Origin of the sequence: Salinispira pacifica, assembly GCF_000507245.1 — a bacterium.
GTDB lineage: Bacteria > Spirochaetota > Spirochaetia > DSM-27196 > Salinispiraceae > Salinispira > Salinispira pacifica.
Genome location: NC_023035.1, coordinates 1,268,080 through 1,287,918, shown reverse-complemented (window position 1 = coordinate 1,287,918; position 19,839 = coordinate 1,268,080). Strand labels below are relative to the sequence as shown.

At 50.5% G+C, this 19,839-nt stretch carries 17 protein-coding genes; 2 read left to right on the top strand and 15 right to left on the bottom strand.

The window, feature by feature from the left end; translation table 11 throughout:
* Window positions 1-67 precede the first annotated feature (67 nt).
* Together L21SP2_RS19015 and L21SP2_RS16945 are read right to left on the bottom strand one after the other, a co-directional pair.
* Entirely contained in the window at window positions 68-193 is a 126-nt protein-coding gene (locus L21SP2_RS19015; RefSeq protein WP_024267539.1) for a hypothetical protein, read from the bottom strand.
* Window positions 194-254: 61 nt separating this feature from the next.
* The gene (locus tag L21SP2_RS16945) at window positions 255-1,499 is read right to left on the bottom strand and encodes a M23 family metallopeptidase (protein ID WP_024267538.1); all 1,245 of its coding nucleotides are present in this window, start codon (window positions 1,497-1,499) and stop codon (window positions 255-257) included.
* A gap of 105 nt (window positions 1,500-1,604) precedes the next feature.
* Here L21SP2_RS16945 and L21SP2_RS05680 point away from each other — a divergent pair, with 105 nt between their 5' ends.
* Entirely contained in the window at window positions 1,605-3,500 is a 1,896-nt protein-coding gene (locus L21SP2_RS05680; RefSeq protein ID WP_169730433.1) for a penicillin-binding transpeptidase domain-containing protein, read from the top strand.
* On the top strand, window positions 3,493-5,304 hold the full coding sequence (locus tag L21SP2_RS05675; protein ID WP_024267536.1) for a motility associated factor glycosyltransferase family protein: 1,812 nt from the start codon (window positions 3,493-3,495) through the stop codon (window positions 5,302-5,304). The genes L21SP2_RS05680 and L21SP2_RS05675 overlap by 8 nt, the downstream gene beginning before the upstream one ends.
* A 188-nt stretch (window positions 5,305-5,492) precedes the next feature.
* Here the strand turns inward: L21SP2_RS05675 and L21SP2_RS05670 are convergent, their stop codons facing one another.
* The 13 genes from L21SP2_RS05670 to L21SP2_RS05610 form a co-directional block, all read right to left on the bottom strand.
* Entirely contained in the window at window positions 5,493-6,623 is a 1,131-nt protein-coding gene (locus L21SP2_RS05670; RefSeq protein WP_024267535.1) for a hypothetical protein, read from the bottom strand.
* Between the two features lie 79 nt (window positions 6,624-6,702).
* Window positions 6,703-7,410, bottom strand: a complete 708-nt coding sequence (locus L21SP2_RS18325) for a hypothetical protein (protein WP_144082938.1) — start codon at window positions 7,408-7,410, stop codon at window positions 6,703-6,705.
* Between the two features lie 779 nt (window positions 7,411-8,189).
* A complete protein-coding gene (locus tag L21SP2_RS05660; RefSeq protein ID WP_041401243.1) occupies window positions 8,190-8,600 on the bottom strand; it encodes a hypothetical protein in 411 nt (136 codons plus the stop codon).
* Between the two features lie 39 nt (window positions 8,601-8,639).
* Entirely contained in the window at window positions 8,640-9,311 is a 672-nt protein-coding gene (locus L21SP2_RS05655) for a DUF6115 domain-containing protein (RefSeq protein WP_144082937.1), read from the bottom strand.
* Window positions 9,312-9,405: 94 nt separating this feature from the next.
* Window positions 9,406-9,735: a hypothetical protein gene (locus L21SP2_RS05650; protein ID WP_024267531.1), complete on the bottom strand. Its 330-nt coding sequence runs from the start codon at window positions 9,733-9,735 to the stop codon at window positions 9,406-9,408.
* A gap of 94 nt (window positions 9,736-9,829) precedes the next feature.
* Complete coding sequence (locus tag L21SP2_RS05645; RefSeq protein ID WP_024267530.1) at window positions 9,830-11,773, bottom strand: FapA family protein; 1,944 nt, start codon at window positions 11,771-11,773, stop codon at window positions 9,830-9,832.
* Between the two features lie 2 nt (window positions 11,774-11,775).
* Window positions 11,776-12,564 carry an RNA polymerase sigma factor WhiG gene (gene whiG / locus L21SP2_RS05640; protein ID WP_024267529.1) on the bottom strand — a complete coding sequence of 263 codons (789 nt, stop codon included), beginning with the start codon at window positions 12,562-12,564 and terminating at the stop codon, window positions 11,776-11,778.
* Between the two features lie 18 nt (window positions 12,565-12,582).
* On the bottom strand, window positions 12,583-13,410 hold the full coding sequence (locus L21SP2_RS05635) for a hypothetical protein (RefSeq protein WP_024267528.1): 828 nt from the start codon (window positions 13,408-13,410) through the stop codon (window positions 12,583-12,585).
* A 63-nt stretch (window positions 13,411-13,473) separates the two neighbouring features.
* Entirely contained in the window at window positions 13,474-14,331 is an 858-nt protein-coding gene (locus tag L21SP2_RS05630) for a MinD/ParA family protein (RefSeq protein ID WP_024267527.1), read from the bottom strand.
* Window positions 14,332-14,334: 3 nt separating this feature from the next.
* On the bottom strand, window positions 14,335-15,672 hold the full coding sequence (gene flhF, locus L21SP2_RS05625) for a flagellar biosynthesis GTPase FlhF (protein ID WP_024267526.1): 1,338 nt from the start codon (window positions 15,670-15,672) through the stop codon (window positions 14,335-14,337).
* A 32-nt stretch (window positions 15,673-15,704) separates the two neighbouring features.
* Complete coding sequence (gene flhA / locus L21SP2_RS05620; protein ID WP_024267525.1) at window positions 15,705-17,816, bottom strand: flagellar biosynthesis protein FlhA; 2,112 nt, start codon at window positions 17,814-17,816, stop codon at window positions 15,705-15,707.
* Window positions 17,816-18,982, bottom strand: a complete 1,167-nt coding sequence (gene flhB / locus L21SP2_RS05615; RefSeq protein WP_024267524.1) for a flagellar biosynthesis protein FlhB — start codon at window positions 18,980-18,982, stop codon at window positions 17,816-17,818. The genes flhA and flhB overlap by 1 nt, the downstream gene beginning before the upstream one ends.
* The gene (locus tag L21SP2_RS05610) at window positions 18,979-19,833 is read right to left on the bottom strand and encodes a flagellar biosynthetic protein FliR (protein WP_024267523.1); all 855 of its coding nucleotides are present in this window, start codon (window positions 19,831-19,833) and stop codon (window positions 18,979-18,981) included. The genes flhB and L21SP2_RS05610 overlap by 4 nt, the downstream gene beginning before the upstream one ends.
* Window positions 19,834-19,839: the final 6 nt, after the last annotated feature.

Here is a 19,839-nt window from a genome sequence, read left to right as displayed (position 1 = left end):
TGATTAATTTTTTGATTAATTAGGATGTTGATGCAGGGTTCTGATTTAGTTGCCGGGCCGGTCAGGCTTATTCTCCGTCAGAGATGACGGAGAACTGCGCCTGTTCCACTCCATTATTCCGCTCCACAGTGTATGCATTAATAAATGTAAATACTGCCAGCAGAATGATAATGAATATTGCGATACGCCGCATAGCTGAACTCCCTCGTGTATTTTGGCGATTATTTGAATAGCTGTTTAATGATAGGGCCATTCTAATGTAAATACGCCAACGGGTCTACAAAATTACCGTTACGAATCAATGAAAAATGAAGGTGTGGCCCGGTGGACCGTCCGGTATTTCCCATTCTGCCTATCATTTCCCCCTGGGACACATATTCTCCCCGGGATACGGCTATGCTGTCCATATGAGCATAGAGGGTTTGAAAGCCGCGGGGATGCTGTATGATCACGAAACGGCCGTAGTTTCCGATCTGGGACTCAACATGTACCACTGTACCCGCCATTGATGCCTTTATTGGGGTTCCCACCCTGTTCGCCCAGTCAACTCCATTGTGAAAGCGGCGGGCTCCGGTGAACGGGTCTGCCCGGTAGCCGAATCCGCTTGTGAATCTTCCACTGGCCGGATATATGAACAGTTCTCCCAGGACCAGCTTCAGATCGGTCTGGTTCATCTTTACACCCGGAATGAAGATTGTATCTCCCGGAGAAATAGTTTCCGAATCCAGGGAGTTGGCATCCAATATTGCATTGAGGCTGCTTCCGTATTCATCGGATAATGCGCTGAGTGAATCCCCTTGCTCAACATGATGCAAAAGGCCGTCACGATTGGGTATTTGCAGCGACTGACCTACCTGCATACGCCGTACATCACGTATCTGATTGAAGCTGATGAGCGTATCCATATTCAAATCAAAATCCAGAGCTATCTGCCCCAGGGTATCTCCATTTTGGATTTGATATTCACTCACCTCAAGAGCGTCAAACTGGCTATGATCCACATCAGGCAGATCTTCCACGGCAGGTGCAGCCGAAGAAAGCTGTATTCCCGAATCATGGGGAACGGCAAACGCCCCGCTGTAAAGCCCCGGAGGCAGATACAGACTGCGGCTGTCGATATACATGCTCAGGGAACCCCGGGCGGGGCCGAGAAAGAGTGCCAGCAGCACCAGCACCATTATCATATTGGACATGAACAGCAGATCGATCCAGTTTATCTGAAGGTCATTACCCTCTTTTCCCGGTCCTCCGCCTGCGGGCCAGGGTTTCCGCCTTGTTTCGGGGAAGTTGATAATCGCCGGAGAGCTGGATGATAGGCTCTGCCGCTTTTCCCGTGAGAACAGCTTCTTTCTTCCCGGTTTATTATCCTGGCTCCAGAGACGAGCTGGATCAGTGGAAATAACTTCAAGAGGCCGCATCGGTTCGTTCCGGCGGCTGTTTTTTTCCGGACGGGTATGGGAGCGCTCTTCAACAATCTGACGTTTGATAATACTGGTCATATAGTTCTTATCGACCGGAGAGTTCCGGAGAATAAGATATTTTCACCACCGCTCATCCTCCGCAGGATCTTCCAATGCAGCCGAATACCCGGTAATATGGTTCCAGTGAATACATCGTTGTCAAACCGGAGAATCGCCGTTGTGGGGGGAGCATTGCTGCTCTTTGCAGTGACCCTTCTCATTCATTATGGACGAATCATGCTCAGCGCCGGAGAAACGTACGACCCGCCGGGCAGCGTTCTTGATGTAGAGAGAGGACCGATCCTTGACCGTAATGGCAGACTTCTGGCAATACAAAGCGAACTTCCCACAGTTACCGTGTGGACCCCCTATGTTGAAGATTCTCAGGCTACGGCCCAGCAGCTTTCCCGGGTGCTGAATATCCCCCGGGAAGATATCCTTCAGCGCTTGAGCATTCCCAACCGCGACGTGGTGATAAAACGAACCATCACTCCAGGGGAAGCCGAGGTGCTTGAGCTCCTGAAACAGCAGGGTGAACTGCCGGGGGTAACACTGCGCAGAGATGTGGGCAGGGTGTATCCTGAAGGCAACTCAGCCTCCCATGTTATCGGATTCACCGGCACCGATAATTCGGGCCTTGAAGGGATCGAGTTCACTCAGGACGAGCTTTTGAGTCCTGCTCCTGACAATCCACGGAAGAGAGTCTACGGCAGTCAGATTTTTCTTACCATCGATATCGTTATTCAGAATGCCGTTGAGCAGATCGCCGAAGACCTGATGGAACAGCACTCACCGGATTCGGTGATGATCATGGTGATGGATGCCAAAAACGGAGATATGCTCAGCTATGTAAGCAAACCGGATTATGATCTCAACCGTTTCAACGAGTTTGATGAAGATGTTCGGCGAAACCGTCCCATCCAAATGAGCTATGAACCCGGGTCGGTTTTTAAAGTATTCTCTCTGGCCTCCTTCATGCATCTGGGAGGAGTAACCGACAGCTCCCGATTCAATACATCCGGAGGCTACACCAACCCCCGTATCTCAATCCCCATCACCGATCTGGGTAATTACGGTGTTATCGGCCCGAGGGGGATTATTCAGTACAGCTCCAATGTGGGAGCCGCTTATGCCTCGGATACGGTGAACCGGGAAAGCTTCTACCATCTGCTCCGTCGATTCGGATTCGGTCAGCCCACGGGAATCGAATTGAACGGAGAAGAATCCGGACTGCTCGCAGATGTGGAGCGCTGGTCAGGAAGAAGTAAACCCACCATTGCCATCGGTCAGGAAATCGGGGTAACCGCCATCCAGATGATGCAGGCGGCCAGCGCCCTCGCCAATGAGGGAGTTCTCTTGAAGCCTCACATCATCAAACGCATTGTGAGCCCCTCAGGAGAGCTTATCCGGGAATACGGACGAACACCGGTACGGGAGGTTTTAGAGCCTGAGGTGGCAGATGCAATTCTTGAATACATGAATGCCGCCAGCGGCAGCGGAGGAACCGGTCGGAGAGCTGCTATCGACGGAATGGAAATATCAGTAAAAACCGGCACCGCAGAGGTTATCGATCCGGAAACCGGCCGGTATTCCGATGAACTCTTCATTGCCAGCACACTGGCCATACTTCCAAGCGATAATCCGGAACTGATCATGTATGTGGTAATTCAGCATCCCAGGGGGGACAGTTTTCTGGGAGGTAGAATCGCAGCTCCGGTAATCAAAGACCTGGGAGAGTTTATTATCCCGTATCTTCAGCTGGATGCCGGTGGTGAAAGAATTCCCGGTCTTCCTTCATCTCTGGAAATTGCTGAACCCCTGCTTCCGCCCATCAGCTCGCAGATACCGGATTACAGCGGGCTGCCCCTGAAAACCCTGCTTGCGCTCTATGAACGGGAAGATCTATCCTTGCGAATTCACGGGAACGGCTGGGTACAGCGTCAGACACCTCCTCCGGGAACTCCCTTCCAGGAAGGGATGGAACTGAACCTGTATCTTGATGACACCCCCCCGGATTCAGGAGAGTCGGAAAATGAGTAATCATCCCACCCCTCCCTCTCCTGAATTTCCCGGAGGAAAAATATACCGGAATGAACGGGGCATTCTCTGTGCAGAACTGGGAACCATTCACCTTCACAGCAGGCGCAACCCGGTGAAGGAAGCGGAAAAAATCACTGCAAAAGCTCTGGACGGGAAGCAGCCGGAACTCCCGGGAATCGTGGTTTTCGGCCTGGGTTTAGGGTATCATATCCATGCAATACAGAAGCTCCTTCCCAACGCCGAGGTGGTCTGCTTTGAACCCCATGCTGAATGGCTTGAACTGATTCACCAGGGGGAACCCGATTTACCTGAATGCAGAATTATCTGCCCCGAACCCTGGAACGAAGAAAGCAGCGGCACATGGGAAAAAGAGCTCAGTGCATTGTTTCACGCAGGCTACATCCTGTTCTCCCTGGATGCGCATAAGAGAATTTATCGGGATTGGTACAATCGAATCCGGGAACTCAGCGCGCGATTCAGCAACCGGGATACCATCAACCGAAACACCCTGAAACGCTTCGGGCAACGATGGATGGAAAATCTCATCCAGAACTTTTTTCTCACCGACCAGAGCGGGGATATTGCATCCCTCCAGGGGATATTTTCCGGCAGCCCGGCGCTCCTTTTAGCGGGAGGACCGGGCATTGAATCAGTGGCTCATGAATTAAAAAACCTGGCAGGGAAAATGCCCGTATGCGCAGTGGACACGGCATATCCGTTCTGCCTTCGACATGGTGTTAATCCGGATTTTGTACTGGCTGTAGACCCCCAATACTGGAACACCAAACACTTTGAACGTATTTCTGAGCTTTCCCTTCCCGGTAATTCCATACAGCCCATTCTCATCAGCGAGACATCCGCTCACCCCCGGACATTCAGACTCCTTGGCGGAACGCCCCGGTTTTGCAAATCCATGTTTCCCCTTGGAGAATACTTTGAAAAACAGTATCCTCCCCGGCCCTCCCTGGGATCAGGGGGATCTGTTGCAACCACCGCATGGGATTTCCTGAGGTTTCTGGGCTGCAGCCCCATATACACTGCGGGTCTGGATATGGGTTTTCCAGGACACCAAACCCATTTCAAAGGTTCATATATCGAGGAAACCCTTGCAATCAGGGGCAGCCGATTCAAACCCTGCGAACAGCAGAGTTTTTCATATCTCATCTCAGGAAATCCGGTGGAACGAGAAAGCTATGAAGGGACCCCCATACTCAGTGATTCCCGGATGGATATTTTCTGCGACTGGTTTGAGTATCAGCTGAGAAAGCCAGACGCTCCCGAAACCTATTCTCTCACGCCTTTCAGCCGACGCATTCCGGGTTTTCAATATATTGATCCCGGAAAGATACCTCATAGCGAGAAAAGGAGAACCGACATCCATGAAAGAATGGCCCCCCACCAGGACAACCCTCGACAAAACATCAGGATATCCGATGCAACTTTTATTCTTGAATCGCTGACAGAATCGCTGAACGGCATCTCCATGATGTGTGAAAAAGCTCTGGACCAGATGAGAGAATATGAATCCGGCAATTCAAACCTCGAACAACTGCTTCAGCTGCTGGATCATCTGGACACACAGCTTCTTGGGGATGATAACAGACGGATAGCAGGTTTTCTGATCAATGATGTAATGGAAAGCCTTGCAAAGCTGCCCGATGCACCGGATATTGAAGAAGCGCTGCGCCGCAGCAGAACGCTCTATTCCAGACTGGGCTCCGGAGCTCAACAAACCATGGAATTAATCCGCAAGAGCAAAAAACGGGTCAAGAATTTCCGGGAGCGCACCGAAGATGATAAATAGAGAGGATGACTCTCGTTGAACGGTATGCTTTCCGACGTCCAGGCATACCGTTTTTTTTATGCCCCAAACAATGTGGAAACAGCCCCAGAGCCGAAATCCCTGCGTATTCTCTGTCTCATACCCAGGCAGCCCGTTTCCCTGAACCAGTCAGGCCCAACTCGCCGAGGCCATCTCATGTTGCCATAAACTCATGCTGCAATAAACTTTGGAACATATCTGCCAAGCTTCCCTCCGGGAATCTTCCAGCCCATCCTCCAGGTTTTCTCCATTTCGCTGTCGATATTCAGCTTGCTCAAAAACGGCCGGCTGGACATTCTGTTCTCAAGAATCTGTGACAGCCTGTCAGGTTCCAAGCCGGCCGCCTCGGCATGTGTCGAGTCATCCATTCTGCGGTACGCCGTCAACCGCCTGGACACCAGACAGTTGTGAAACAGCTGGTACACGCTCATCCTGCTCATCATGGCACTGGGGCAGTGGGCGAACTTCACCGTTTCTCTCACATGATCCGAAAGATCTTTTCGAAACTGCCGGTCGGCATAATTCACCGGGAACAGCGGGTTGGCATGATTTCTTGTCAACTTGGAGGAAATTGCCACATGGAGGATCTTGCCGGCAAACCCCTCAATCTCTTCCATCGCCCGGGGATAATCCCGATGCTTGTCGGTAAAGAGGGTCCTGTTCCAGTCTTTTTCTCCCAATTTCTGTTTCAGGCAGGTAAAAAGATGCTCAAGAATGTGTTGTACGCTCCATTTTGTCTCCTCCGGGTGGGCTTTTGCCGTTTTCTCCAGCTCAATCTGGCGGAGTTTCTGCTTTTCCGTCTTGGCTCCTTTTCGACGTAACCCTGAATATCCAAGAGAATATAGAAATTCTGACTTGCTTCCGGCCACAATGTTGATATTATTGGGGTAGAACTGGGAAACTGAAAACGATTCAAAGCCGTCCATGACCAGATTTTCGCCGAAATTCAGATCCGCCATGATATCTGAGTGTACGGCGATGGCGGCCCGGGCCAGGCGCTCGAATCGGTTGAGAATTACATCCACCGAATGGCCGGTGAAACGGGTGATATCCCAGAGACCGGAACCGCTGCACAGTCCGGCGATGAGGCGGCTGTAATCGACCCGCTTTTTCACGTAGTAATCGATGGAGAAGGTGGTGTGACCGAAGGTTTTTCCGCATTCCCGGCAGCGGAAACGGGGCATACCATAATTGATTTTGCTGGAGTAGCGGCCATGGATGTAATACCAGTTGGGGATCAGCTCGCTTTCATCAAAGTAGATGCAGCTGGGATTGGGGCAATGGGGAAGAAGTGGATTCATTGAGTCCTCCGGTTAGGTGGTGTTTCCTAGCTAACCGGAGAATTCAGCATTTTGATTGACTTCCACATTGTTTGGGGCGTTATAAAAGGATAACTCTGCATCCTTTCTGATCACTCCAGACAGTATCAGCATCCACAGATACAAACTCCCTTCCAGCCCCCACTACCCGCTTTATAAGAAATGTACCGTAGCCGCCGCCGGGACAATATAGCAGCAGGATTTGCGGTTCATTCCTTGATTTCTCTCCCGTGCCCTCAGTTTCCAGACTGTACTGTTCCAAAAGTTCGTACCCGAAGTGAAGGGGTTGGGGGCCCATCATTCTGGTGTTGTAATGGCAGGAGTTTTCTCCCGAGTAGATTAGACGGGCCTTGGCGAACGGTTCTCTTGCGGCAACTCTGTATAGGGGGACAGCCCGTATTTCTCCTCCCAAATCTTCTATGTAGATCAACGGTTGATAGCTCAGCTCCCGGGAAAAGGTGATGTTTATTGTTGAAGAGCCCTTTGCCGGCATGCTGGATTTTGGACTGATGCTCAAGGCCAGGCGCCGGATTCCATCCATTCCAAGTCCTGCGCCGGATATTGAATCCGTTACATCCATCCCGGCTGCCGGATTTGTTTCTCGGGAAGAGGCTTGCCGGGGTTCCCTGTTGTGAGCTTCAGTTTGTGCGGTACTGAGGGGGGTATTCTCTCGATACTGGAAAACCATTGTTTTTTCCTGATCGGGGAGAAGGGAAATGTGTATGTCCAGGTTCTTTTCTCCATGGCGGATACTGTTATTCAGCGCCAATGCGCAGATTTCCTTAAGCCGCATTTGGATTTGAGGGTGAATACAGGATACCCTGCATTGAAGATTCAGCTTCAGCATTCTGTCCGGGAATCGTGTTAGCTGAGTGAGTGTGTGTACAGTTATGAAGTGAAAAAGAGCTGCGGGAGATTGCTGACCGGAATCCAAATGGTTTAGAAGATGGGGCAGCTCTTCTTCCCCATGACGGCTATACGCGAAGCGGAAAACTGATAGAATGTCCTGTTTCTCTAGCTTGATGCCGAAAGACTCGGAGTTGTATTCGTCCAATTCACATTCATGGCCTGAAGGACTGACTCCGGATGTTGAGTCTACCCGCAGTATTAAAAACACCTTAAGCCCTGCATCTTTAATAGCCGCTTCGGGATCAAAGCCGGGCTTAGGACTTTTACAGAGCAGGAAAACCACTTGGGGAGATTGCCCGGCAGCTTCCAGTTCTCTGATTTTCTGCAAATCAGGTTGTAGAGCTTCAACAGTTCCATGATGTTTCAAAGCATTCAGGGCAACGAATATTCTTGCGCTGGGGAGTGTTTCACGGCTCTGGAATTCTATGCCAAGTAGAAAAGAGCGGGATCCATTTGCGGGGCCTGGTTCAAATGGTTTTTCAAACAGTGTGTAATCCGGCATACGCACCGTCTGGCTGTTGACGGACACAGGATTTTCGGCTGACACTGAAATATCGGCTGACACAGGATTATGGATTGATACAGGATTATCGGTTGAAACCGGATGGAGTACTGACGGCTTGGATTGTTTTTCCGGCATCATACGGTTTTCGCTGTCTTCCATTTTTCCGGACTGGGTTTTCCAGGTTGTTTTGAATTCCTGCAGGAGGCGCCGAAGTTCTTTGCCAGCGCTCCCGGATTTTTCAGAGTTTTCAGGGGGGCATGTTCCGAATCGTTGCCTTGGAGATAATTGTGTTCAATATCATGTGAACTGTCATAGAGAAACATGTGCAGCTGATCTGCAGCCCGAATCAGGGATTGATAGGAGCCGTACATTAGCAAGGAGCGCAGGGAGTGCAGCTCACGCAGGCCCATTTCACCGCCCCGTCTTCGAGCCTCCTGGAGCACCATTTCGGCACCCTCATCGCTTTGCCAGGCCTCAGATTTGCGAAAAAATTTCTGCGCTGATTGGTGAATATATCTGATATGTGATTGTTGGGGATTGTTCATGTAATATGTTCTCTCATGTATGGGACATATGTATACAGGCTATTTGTGAAGTTCAATAATCAGCTCAACTTCGCCAAGGGGAAGGCCGGTTCGCGCAGCAATATCATCCAGTTCTCTGCCCTGATGATAGTAGCCCATCACTTTTTCACGGGGAGTAAGATTATCGTTATCTGAATCACCTTCCGTGTGCTCAGGTATCTGAACAGGGGCATCAGCCTGAGTTTCGGGAGAAGGTTCGGTCATGTTCACCTGTGTTTCATGAATATCTGTTTCATGAATACCCGGGGACGTCAGCCGGGACTGAATGGAGGTTGCCCCGGGATCACCGTGCTGGCGAGGGGCGGATGCTTTTCGGTAGGCCTTGGATGGATCTGCCGGATGACCCGGTGTTTTTTGTATGCGCCTGGCGTTATCAAGGATTTCCTGATACCTGCTGTCTCTGCTGTCAAGAAGCGTGTAGATCTGCTGCATTTCAGCGATGCGCTCCTCAACCTTCTTTTCGAGTTTTTTCAGTTTTTCTGATTCGTGACTGATTATCTGGACGTTCATTTCTGTTGTCTGGTTCAGATCAGTAATTACGCCGTTGACTTCTTTCTGGAGACGGTCAATAAAGTTTTCACTGTTATAATTCCGTGTAATCTGATGCCGCAGGGCCAGATACATGAGTGCCAGAATAGCCAGATTTATTAATAGTAGTAAAACGAAGTCCATAAATTCCTGCCGGATGTTATATGTGCTGATGATTCAGCCGTTTGAGAGTTCTGAGCCGGTTTGTATGCCGGTCTCTAATATCCACTGATATCTATTATCCACTTATATCTATTCGGTTGCCCAGATCCGGATCCCGGAATGGATCATCTTTTTCTGAACCTTCTTCCTGCTCACCCTGTTCACCTTCAGGAGACTGGTGGGATTTGCTGCGGCTTTTTGCCTGGTCATCGTGTATTTTTTCAGGGCCGTCGGAGCTTTCCTCAGTGGGTTGAACTTTCTCTCCCATCTGTCTGGTTTTCTGTTCAATTTCCTGGGCTGCAACCTGTTGGGCGTGTACAGGGGCTTCCTGCTGGGCAGCCTGCTGTTTGCTGATCATATTAAGACGGAGAAAGAGATTCTGAAGATCAATGGGTTTTAATGACATATGATCCTGCTCCTCTGCTCAGCGCCCGGCCCCTGTTTTCATGGTTTACCGGATCATGTAAAGGCCGGTTCTCCCGGAGAAAATATACGGGAGATCAGCCTCCCTTGGGTTTAATGGTCAAGTCCTCCTCAATTTCTTCGTACTTGGTGACTTTGACCATTCCGTTTTCATTTACAAATGTAACAGACTTGAATTCGTTCCGGACATCCAGGTAAGCATCCTTAATATTCACTTTAACACCAGCAAAAACCGTACCTGAGGCCGATATTTTTCCATTGGCTTTCAACTCCGCCAGATAGGAGTTAACGTCATTTCGCTCATCTTCAATTTCTGCAAGCCGGGTCTGAAGATCCATCTGCTCCTGCTTGAACAGCTTATACTTTTCTTTCCGATCCTCTGGCAGATTTTTCTTTGTTTTGATATTTTTTTCCAGGATATTCAGATCCTTGGACAATTCTTCAAGTCTGTTCTCAACATCTTTCTGCTCGTGGACCAGAGCATCCAGTTTTTCTTTGCTTTTGGGATCAAACCCGACTTCCAGCTGGGTCTCCACATTGGCCACGGAGCCCATGCTTTTGGCATTGATTTCTTCAGCGGCGGTGAGAGTTCCTCCGACTATGCTTGCACGTTTACCTTTACAGAGAATTTTCTTGTCGCTTGAAACGTGGCTGTTGATAATCCCGTCGCTGACCACCACCATTCCGGAAGCCTCAACATTGGTATTCTGAATGAATTTGGCATAGATGTTTCCACCGGCCTGAATCGAACCGCTTTCCCTGCCGTTCATGCCCTGTCGGATAATAATATCACCTTCGGCATCCAGCTCACATTTTCCTACGGAACCGGTAATCTCAATATTGCCGGCTGCTTTCACAGAAAACCCGTCTTCCACATTTCCATTTACCAGTACGGTGCCGAGAAACAGAATGTTTCCGGTCTTCAAATCAACACCGTTGTTTACAACGTAAATGGGTTCCACACTTACCTTGCCGTTTATGAGGATTACCTGACCGTTCTTTTCGGCAAGTGCGGTTGTGCCGTCATCGCTGAGGCGAACGTTATTGCCCACTTCCATTTCAACAGGTTTCCCGGAACGGGCGGGAAGCAGTTTACCGGTGACGGTTTGCCCTGCTTCACCTTTGGTGGGTTTTTTCAGTTTTGCAAGAACCTGGCCTGCCACCACGTTGTTGATTTTATTCAGCTCTTTATAATCAACTTTTCCATCAATTTCCTTGAGGCGGATACTGTTGGTGTCTGTCTCAAAATTATAAACTACTTTTCCGTCTTCACCATTTTTGGGTTTATCACCCTGCGCTACAAGTACCGGTTGACCGTATACGGGATTATCAGCCAGTTCTTTGATGCTATCATCCAGATAGCCGTATACCACCCCATTGGATTGGAGAAAGCCGAGGATTGAGTCTCTATCGGGATCTACCCCCTGTTCACCGGGGGGGCGGATATTGATGTACGCCTGCATCTCCATTTCCTGGAGTTCGAAGGTGAGAATTGCATCCTGTGTGGGATCATGCCGGAGATCTGCAATTTTCACGAAAATGTTATCAGCCTTTTTCACAACCTTGCTGACCATGCTTTTGTCTACGCCGGCCACCTGTTTATGCACCAGAATATCCATGGCTGATTTTTCGGTGACACGTACTCCGTCGCCCTCGGGAGCGCTCACTTTCATGTATACGCCGTCTTCATTCCGGCGGACAAAAACTTTACCGTCTTTGTTGGCGCTTATTTCGAAACTGATATCAAAATTGCTGGGGAAGGTCTGGTCTTCCCCGCTTGTTTCGGGGCTGCTGGCCGGATAGGCCAATATAAGACAGGGCTTTTTTCCCACTCCGAGCATTCCTTTGGAGCCCTGGTCAAGAATTTCATATTCTATTTTTTTTACAGGGATACCCAGCTCAATGGATGCCTGGTGAAGAGCTTCCTCCAGACTGTTACCTGAAACATTCACATAGCGGGCCCGTTTGCCAGCTTCAAGCTGCTGCCGCATATAATCCTGTATCTGTTTCAGGTCAGGCATGGTTAGAATATCCCTTTCTTAATATTTGTGAGTTTGGCTCTCAGCCGCATAATCGCTTTGGTATGGAGCTGACTGATTCTTGATTCGGTGACTTCAAGCACCTTCCCGATTTCTTTCAACGTAAGATCTTCATAGTAGTAGAGAACCAGCACGGTTTTTTCCTTTTCAGGAAGTTCCTGTATGGATTGGATGATAACCCGCTTCACTTCTTCCTTTTCCACGATATTATCGGGGTTGAAGTTATCGGGGCTTTCGATACTGTCAGCGATTGATACTTTGTCGTTATCTTCGCCGGTATACCACACGTCGTTGAGGCTCAAAATGCTGGTTCCGCTGACCCGGAGCATGGTTTTCTCATACTCCTTGTCGCTCATGCCCATTTCCTTGGCAATTTCCGCATCACTGGCTGACCTGCCGAGACTGGCTTCCAGTCGGCGGATGGTATCCTCTATTTCCCGGGATTTCTGGCGTACCGAGCGGGGTACCCAGTCTATCGCCCGAAGTTCATCGAATATTGCACCCCGGATACGGGTAACCGCATATGTTTTGAATTTTACGTGCTTGTCCGGATCGAATTTTTCAATGGCGTCAAAGAGTCCGAACACGCCGTATCCCACCAGATCGTCGAACTCCACATTCTGGGGCATTCCCACGGCAACCTTGCCGGCAACATATTTTACAAGGGGCGCATATTGCTTCACCATTCTGTCCCGAATATCGGGGTTTCCGGTTTCCTTATACTCTTTCCAGAGGCGCAACTCATCCTGTTCCGTATAGGTTTTCTCAGCCATAATTCCCCTCGCTCAGGCTTACTCTTTCTTCAACATTGTGCTGATAGCCTGGGCAATCAACTTCGGATCATTCCCATCTTCACCTGCAGCCTGAGAGCCGCCTGTTCCCGAATGTCCTGACAGCGGGGCTCCGAATTCGCTGTCAGAGATCTCCTCCCCCGGAGGAGTTTCCTCTTCATCACTGAAGGACCCGTGATTAAACGCATCGTTCATTTGACCGATGTCCGGCAGACTGTCAACGGCACCGGCGAACTCTTCTTCATCTATATCCGAGGATGCTGCGGAATAACCGCTGCCGTCCTCATGCACTTCTTCAACCATGGAATCTTCATCATCTGTAAAGATATTGCCTTCTTCAGACCTTTTGCCGCCTTTTGCCGGAGATGAAGCTTCCTGCCGGAACTCATGCTCAAGGGTATTCACATCCAGGTCATCCGCGGCATCATTTTTTCCTGCCCCGGAACCTTCTCCGTTGACCCGGTCCACCGCCTGGCGAAGCGGATCTGCCTGGTCACCGCTCACCTGGCCTGAACGGCCGGTTTCATGGCTTCCGCCTTCATCATCCACCACAATATTCACGTTTCCGCCGGTTTCCACGCTCAGATCACCTCCGAGCCCGGAGTCCATACCGTCATCGCTTCCCATGGACAGTTCACTGAGTAACTCGGGAAGGTATTTTTTTACAACAACATATCCGCCGGCACCCAGAATGCCTGCAAAAACCCCCGAGAAAATCATGCGTAAAACAATTGTGGACAGATCAATTCCCCCGATCACACCACCGATGAGACCTAATATTACGCCTGCAATGGCCGTTCTCAGAGCAATTCCCAGGGCTTTATCCATAACAGCACCATCTATCCCTAATATTATACCTTAAGCCACAATTTACCAACTGGTCAACAGTGGTTATCTGCTGAACAATTTCTTCAGGAAGTTGCCCAGACCGCCGCCTTCCCGATATTCAATCTTTTCCAGCCGGCTCACCAGCTGCTGAACACATGCACTTGCCTTGGAACGTGGTTCCAGAATTGAGAAGGGTTTCTGTTTCTTCACCGCATCCCGTACCGCCGTGTCTTCAAAAACGTATCCCAGATAATCCACCTTGAGATTTAAAAACTGTGAGGCGATATTGGTGACCCTCTCGGCTACTTTTTTTCCTTCAGTAACGCTGGACACCCGGTTCACAATCAGTTTCAGGCTGAGCCCCAGATTATCGATCTCAGTGGCGATAATTTTGATGATGCCGTATGCGTCGGTAATAGCCGTAGGTTCGGGAGTGGTAACAATAATTGCATCATCCGCTGCAGCAATAAACGAAAGAACGTTATTGTTTACACCGGCACTTGCATCGATAATGATCACATCTGCAGAGCTGAGCTCGGTGAGCTCCTTAATGAAGTTGTTCCGCTCTTCCTCTGAAAGATTCGCCAGTTTGCTGAACCCGCTGGCCCCGGCGACCAGCTGGATGCCGTACTGGGTATCCATGAGGATATCCTTCATGGTTTTCTGTTTCCGGATAAGGTGATACAGGTTGTACTTGGGAATGATCCCCAGAACAACATTTACGTTGGCCAGACCGAGGTCGGCGTCCATAAGCACCACCCGTTTCCCCAGCTTGCCGTAGGCAATGGCCAGGTTAGTGGATATGTTCGTTTTCCCCACCCCGCCTTTGCCGCTGGCGACGGTGATAATCCGTGTTTTGGAATTCGCCAGCTGAGAATTCCCCTGCATAATCTCCCGTAATGCTTCTGCCTGATCAGCCATATTCTACTCCACCTTAACCTTTCTGTATTCTTCATCCAGCCGCTGCCGGTCAATTCGAAAACCGGCAAGTCTGAGGAGGAACTGTTTCGTATCGGCTGTCTTTAAATCATGGGGGACTGACTGGCCGTAAGTGATAAAACTCACTTCCTTGTTTTTCTCCCACAGGCTGCTGATAACCGTTCCAAGACTTGTGGTTTCATCGGTTTTTGTAACCACCACTGATTGATAATTGAATGGTTCGAACTGCTGCATGATTCGCTTGATGTCCGAACTCCTGGTGCAGGCACTGAGGGCCAGATGAACTTCAGCCTGTGCACCGCAGGCCTGAAGAAGAGTGTTCATTTTCCCGAGGGTTTCAAACTCGTTGGGGCTGCGGCCGATGGTGTCGATAAATATCATGTCCACGTCATGATATATATCCAGCCACTTTTTCAGATCATCCGGCGATTCTGCGGCCTCCACGGGAATATTCATGATTTCACCGTAGGTTTCGATCTGCTTTTTTGCTCCGATCCGGTAGTTATCTATAGTGAGAATCCGCACCGTCTGCTTTGCCCCGCCGATTTTCCCAAGATGATACTGTGCTGCAAGCTTGGCAATGGTGGTGGTTTTTCCCACTCCGGTTGGCCCCACCAGCACCACCACCCTTGGTCGGGTTTTCGGGCTGTCTTCATGAATCCCGATGCTTTCGCCGATCCACTCCAGCACCCGCTCCTGAACCAGGTCAGGGTCATCCAGATCTTCTATGGAGAGGCTCCGGCATCTTTTCAGTATATATTCTATGTACTTGGCACTGAATTCATTTTCATCAAGGAGTTCCCTCACAGCGGCGATTGACTGATGTTCCGATTCGCTCCCGCCGTTTTGCTGTTCGCCCTGCTGTTTTGTCACTGAGGTGACATCATCACGGAGGTTTTTCAGTTCAGCGAGAATTCGGGTCATGGTCACCGAATCGTTCATTCCGGCGGCCTTCAGCAGCTGCTGCTTGGCTGCATCCAGCCCTGCACCTTTCCCGCCGTTGGGACCGTTGGCAGATGCCGCCCGGCTGCGTAATGCGGTTTCGTTGAGTTTGCTCTCTGTTGCACCCGATGGGGAGGCCCCGTAGGGGTATCCCTGAGCTGCGGCATTTCTGGACGGCGAAGTACGGCGGGATACGCCCAGGGGTTCCAGGGCTACAAACCCGCTGACCTCCACGGCATCCTTTCGGAACAGCCCGAGAAAGCCGCCGATTTGCCTCTGTCTGCGTTGTGTGATCGTGGCCTTGCCCCCGTACTTCCGGGTAACAAGGTTTTCCGCTTCCCTGTATGAGGAAGCGACTTCAGTAAAATATTCGTAACTCATGTTCCCCACCCAATTCCTTTTGTATCATATTTTCACCGTTCATTCTCGTTCTCACGTGTAGAAATTACACCAATTGATTCGATATTCACTTCCGGAATAATCTCAGGCACCGAAAGCACCACCAGATCCGCTATATCCCGGCGGGTTCCCGCCTTGACCAGTGGCCGGGTCACCTCCTGTGTAAGCACCACAGGCAGGTATCCCATTTCCTGCACATGTTTCACCGTATTCATGCTGGCATTGATCCATCGGCGGTGCTGATCCGGCGGAAGTGCAGGCATAACCCCTGCTGCGGTTTGCTGGCGGCTCTCTATCAGCTGCTGCTCAAGCTCGGGATCCAGGGTAATTACATGAATAATCTTGTCATCGTCCGCATACTGGAGACAGATCTGCCGGGCCAGACCCTGGCGGACCTTCTCAATAAGATACGGAATATCATCCTTGGCAATTTTCGCATAATCCGCAAGGCTCTCAAGAATGCTCACCATATTTCGTATGGAAACCTGCTCCCGGAGAAGTCCCTGAAGAACTTTCTGAATCTCTCCGATTCCCAGAATATTCTGCACTTCTTCCACCACAGCTGAATAATCCTCACGCAGTCCGTCAAGAAGACTCTTCACTTCCTGTCTGCCCAGAATGCTTTCCGCATTCCGTTTAATCAATTCGGTGAGATGTGTCGCGATAATCGAAGGGGGATCCACCACCGTGTACCCTGCCCGTTCGGCCCGGTCCCGGTCGTTCTCACTGATCCACATGGCCGGCAGCCCGAATGCAGGATCTGTGGTTTTTTCCCCGTCTATTTCATCGCTCACCCCGCCGGGATTGATGCAGAGAAAGCTTCCCATTCTGAGAATTCCCCGGCCCACTTCAACTCCCCGTATTTTCAGGCAATACTCCGAGGGATCCAGGCGCATGTTATCGATAATCCTGATTCTCGGTACGATCAGGCCCAAATCAAGGGCGGTCTCCCGGCGTATTTTCGTGATCCGTTCCAGAAGCTCGGCACCCTGCTCTTTATCCACCAGGGGAACCAAGCCGTATCCCAGTTCCAGGCTGATGGGATCCAGGGGCGCCACTTTTGGAAATTCCTGAGGCTGTTCTGCGGGGGCTGCGGCTTTCTGGGCCGCCTGATCCTTCTCTTTGGTTTCACGCTCTTCGCGACGCTGACCGAGACGGTAGGCCATGACCGCACTCATGGCTGCCAGGGGCAGGAGCACATACCACGGGAATCCGGGGAGAAAGGCAAGCACAAAGAGGAATATGGCTGCAATCCAGTACACCCGATCCTGACGTCCGAATTGTTGGGTGAGGTCCCGGCCAAAGCTGCCGTCGCTCACCGCCCGGGTCACAATCAGACCTGTTGCGGTGGAAACCAGAAGACTGGGAAACTGACTTACAAGACCGTCACCGATTGTAAGGCTCACATAGGTATTTACTGCGGTATTCAGATCCTCGCCGTGGATGGTGAGACCCACGATCAGGCCTCCCACAATATTCACCACGGTTATGAGTATTCCCACGGTTACGTTGCCCTGAATGAACTTACTGGCACCATCCATTGCCCCGTAAAAATCCACTTCCTTCTGGAGATCCTGCTTCCGTCTCTGAGCTTCCTGCTCTGAAATGGAGCCGTTACTGTACTCGGCATCAATTGCCATCTGTTTTCCGGGAAGAGCGTCCAGGGTAAACCGGGCTGCAACTTCTGCAACCCTGGTGGCACCCTTGGTGATTACCAGGAACTGCACTGCGATAATGATGATGTAAATAATGGCACCGATCACCAGCCCCTCGGCACCCTCTGCGCCGGTAACAAAGCTACCGAAGGCCCGTACAATCTGCCCGCCGAATTCGCTTCCGTTGCTGAGAATGAGACGTGTTGAACTCACATTCAGAGCCAGGGAAAATACCGTACTCACCAGAAGAATGGTGGGAAAGATGGAAAAATCCAGAGCCCTCACGGTGTAGAGCACGATCAGCAATATGAGCAGGGATAGCACAAGATTGGACGCCTGAAATGTGTCCAGAATAATGGACGGCAGGGGGATGATCAGCATCATCACCACGATAATTACACCGATAGCCACCAGGGCATCGCTGCGCTCTTTGAGAAAGGCGGTACTCAGCTGGGATTGAATATCAGCCATCAGCCTGCCTCCTTCTGATTATTCATCCGGTATACCATTTTCAACAGCTCCGCCACGGCCTGATAATGCTGGGCGGGGATCTGGTCTCCAATCTCCACATCAGCATACAGTGCCCTGGCAAGGGGTTTGTTTTCCATCACAGGCACCTGGTGTTCAGCGGCTATGGCCTTCATCCTCTGTGCGATATGATCCTGCCCTTTGGCGGTAACCATGGGGGCATTCATGCTTTCTTTTTGATATTCCAGCGCCACGGCAAAGTGGGTCGGGTTGGTGACCACCACGTCAGCCTCGGGGACTTTCCGCATCATATTGGACTGGAGAATTTCCCTCATTCGCTCCTTCAATCGGGCTTTCACTTGAGGATCCCCTTCGAAATTTTTCCGTTCTTCCTTCACTTCCTGCTTGGTCATTTTCAAGGATTCCCGATGCTGCTTCCTCTGAAACCAGTAATCAATAAGGCTGAAGATGAGCATTACAATGGCCGCTTCAAGGATAATCAGAAAAGCTATGTCCGCCACCAGGAACACACCTTCCATGAACGGGCGGCGAACCAATCCGGTAATCTCTTCAAGACGGATGAACACATTGAAAAAGGATATGCTCACCACGATTACAACTTTCACAATGCTCTTGCTGAGATTAAACAGAGCCTCTGTTGACAACAGCGTACGTTTGAAATATTTGGGAAAGTTGGGAGCGATCTTTTTAAAGTCCGGCTTGAGAGGTTTGGTGGTAAACAGAAAACCCACCTGAATAAGGTTACCCAGAATGGCCATGACAAAAGCCGTAATGGCCACCGGAAGAGTCAGCCGAAGAAAAAAGGAGAAAAACGCACGGAATAAAACCCCGCTCCCCTCCACCGGAGGATTTGCCACAAAGCCGAGATAGTATTTCACCATATCCTGCATGGTATTGAACATTCCCCGTCCGAAGAATGCCAAAACCGCAATGCTCCCAAGGAGAACAATGGTGGAGCTTACATCCTGACTTTTGGCGACCTTCCCGTCTTCCCGGGCTTTACGGATCTTCTGTTCAGTCGGCTCTTCGGTACGGCCCTCATCCTCAGCGGCGAACCACTGGAGGGTCATACGCTCAAACACCGGCCGGTTCTGAAAATCGGGGAGGTTGGTGAACCGGATCATATCAACACGCTGATGATCAATCATATCGGACTCCCCCGCAGCTGCATGAGCAGACTCTCTATCACATTGAACCCGTTATCAAACACGGCACCGAAGGTATTCATGAGCACGGGAATTACAAAAAGCAGAATGGTAAACGTAACCAGTATTGCCAGGGGAAAGCCCAGCATGAGAAGGTTCATCTGAGGTGCGGCTTTTGCAAGCAGCCCCATGGTAACCTGAACCAGGAACAGCGTACCGAATATGGGGAATGCCATAGACATGGCCTGGCGGAACAATACCGCCATGCTGCCGATAAACACTTCCATGAATACGCCCTGGGCGCGGATCAAATCGGCAGCCCGGACCGCCTGAAAGCTCACCAGAATTCCGGTAAAAAACAGCTTCTGAAAGCCGTTGATAATCAGAAACACCAGCATGGCCACCAGATTGAAAAACTGTCCCATAAGGGGGATCTGCTCCTGGGCCATGGGGTCAAACACCGCCGAAGCCCCGAAACCCATCTGCATGGTGAAAAACTGCCCTGCACTCTGAAATGCCATGGTAATGAGATTCAGAATGAATCCCTGAAGAATTCCGATAAACGCTTCACCTATAAGCAGAAACACGTACTTCAACCCAAAATCCGCCACTGCGGCATCCGCAGCGGGAAGTCCCATGGCGGAAAAATCAACAACTTCCTGCTGAAGACTGGTAATCTCCGCAACATTGATCCACGGCAGGATCAAAACAGAGGTGAGAAGGGTCAGCCCCACCCGGGCCATCCCCGGAAGGCTTGAGGATGAGAACAGAGGCGCAACAGACAGAAGTGCAAACACCCGTGCAAAAATGAGGAAAAATACTGCTGCCTGGGGCCCGAGCTCATTCCAGAACACTGTTCA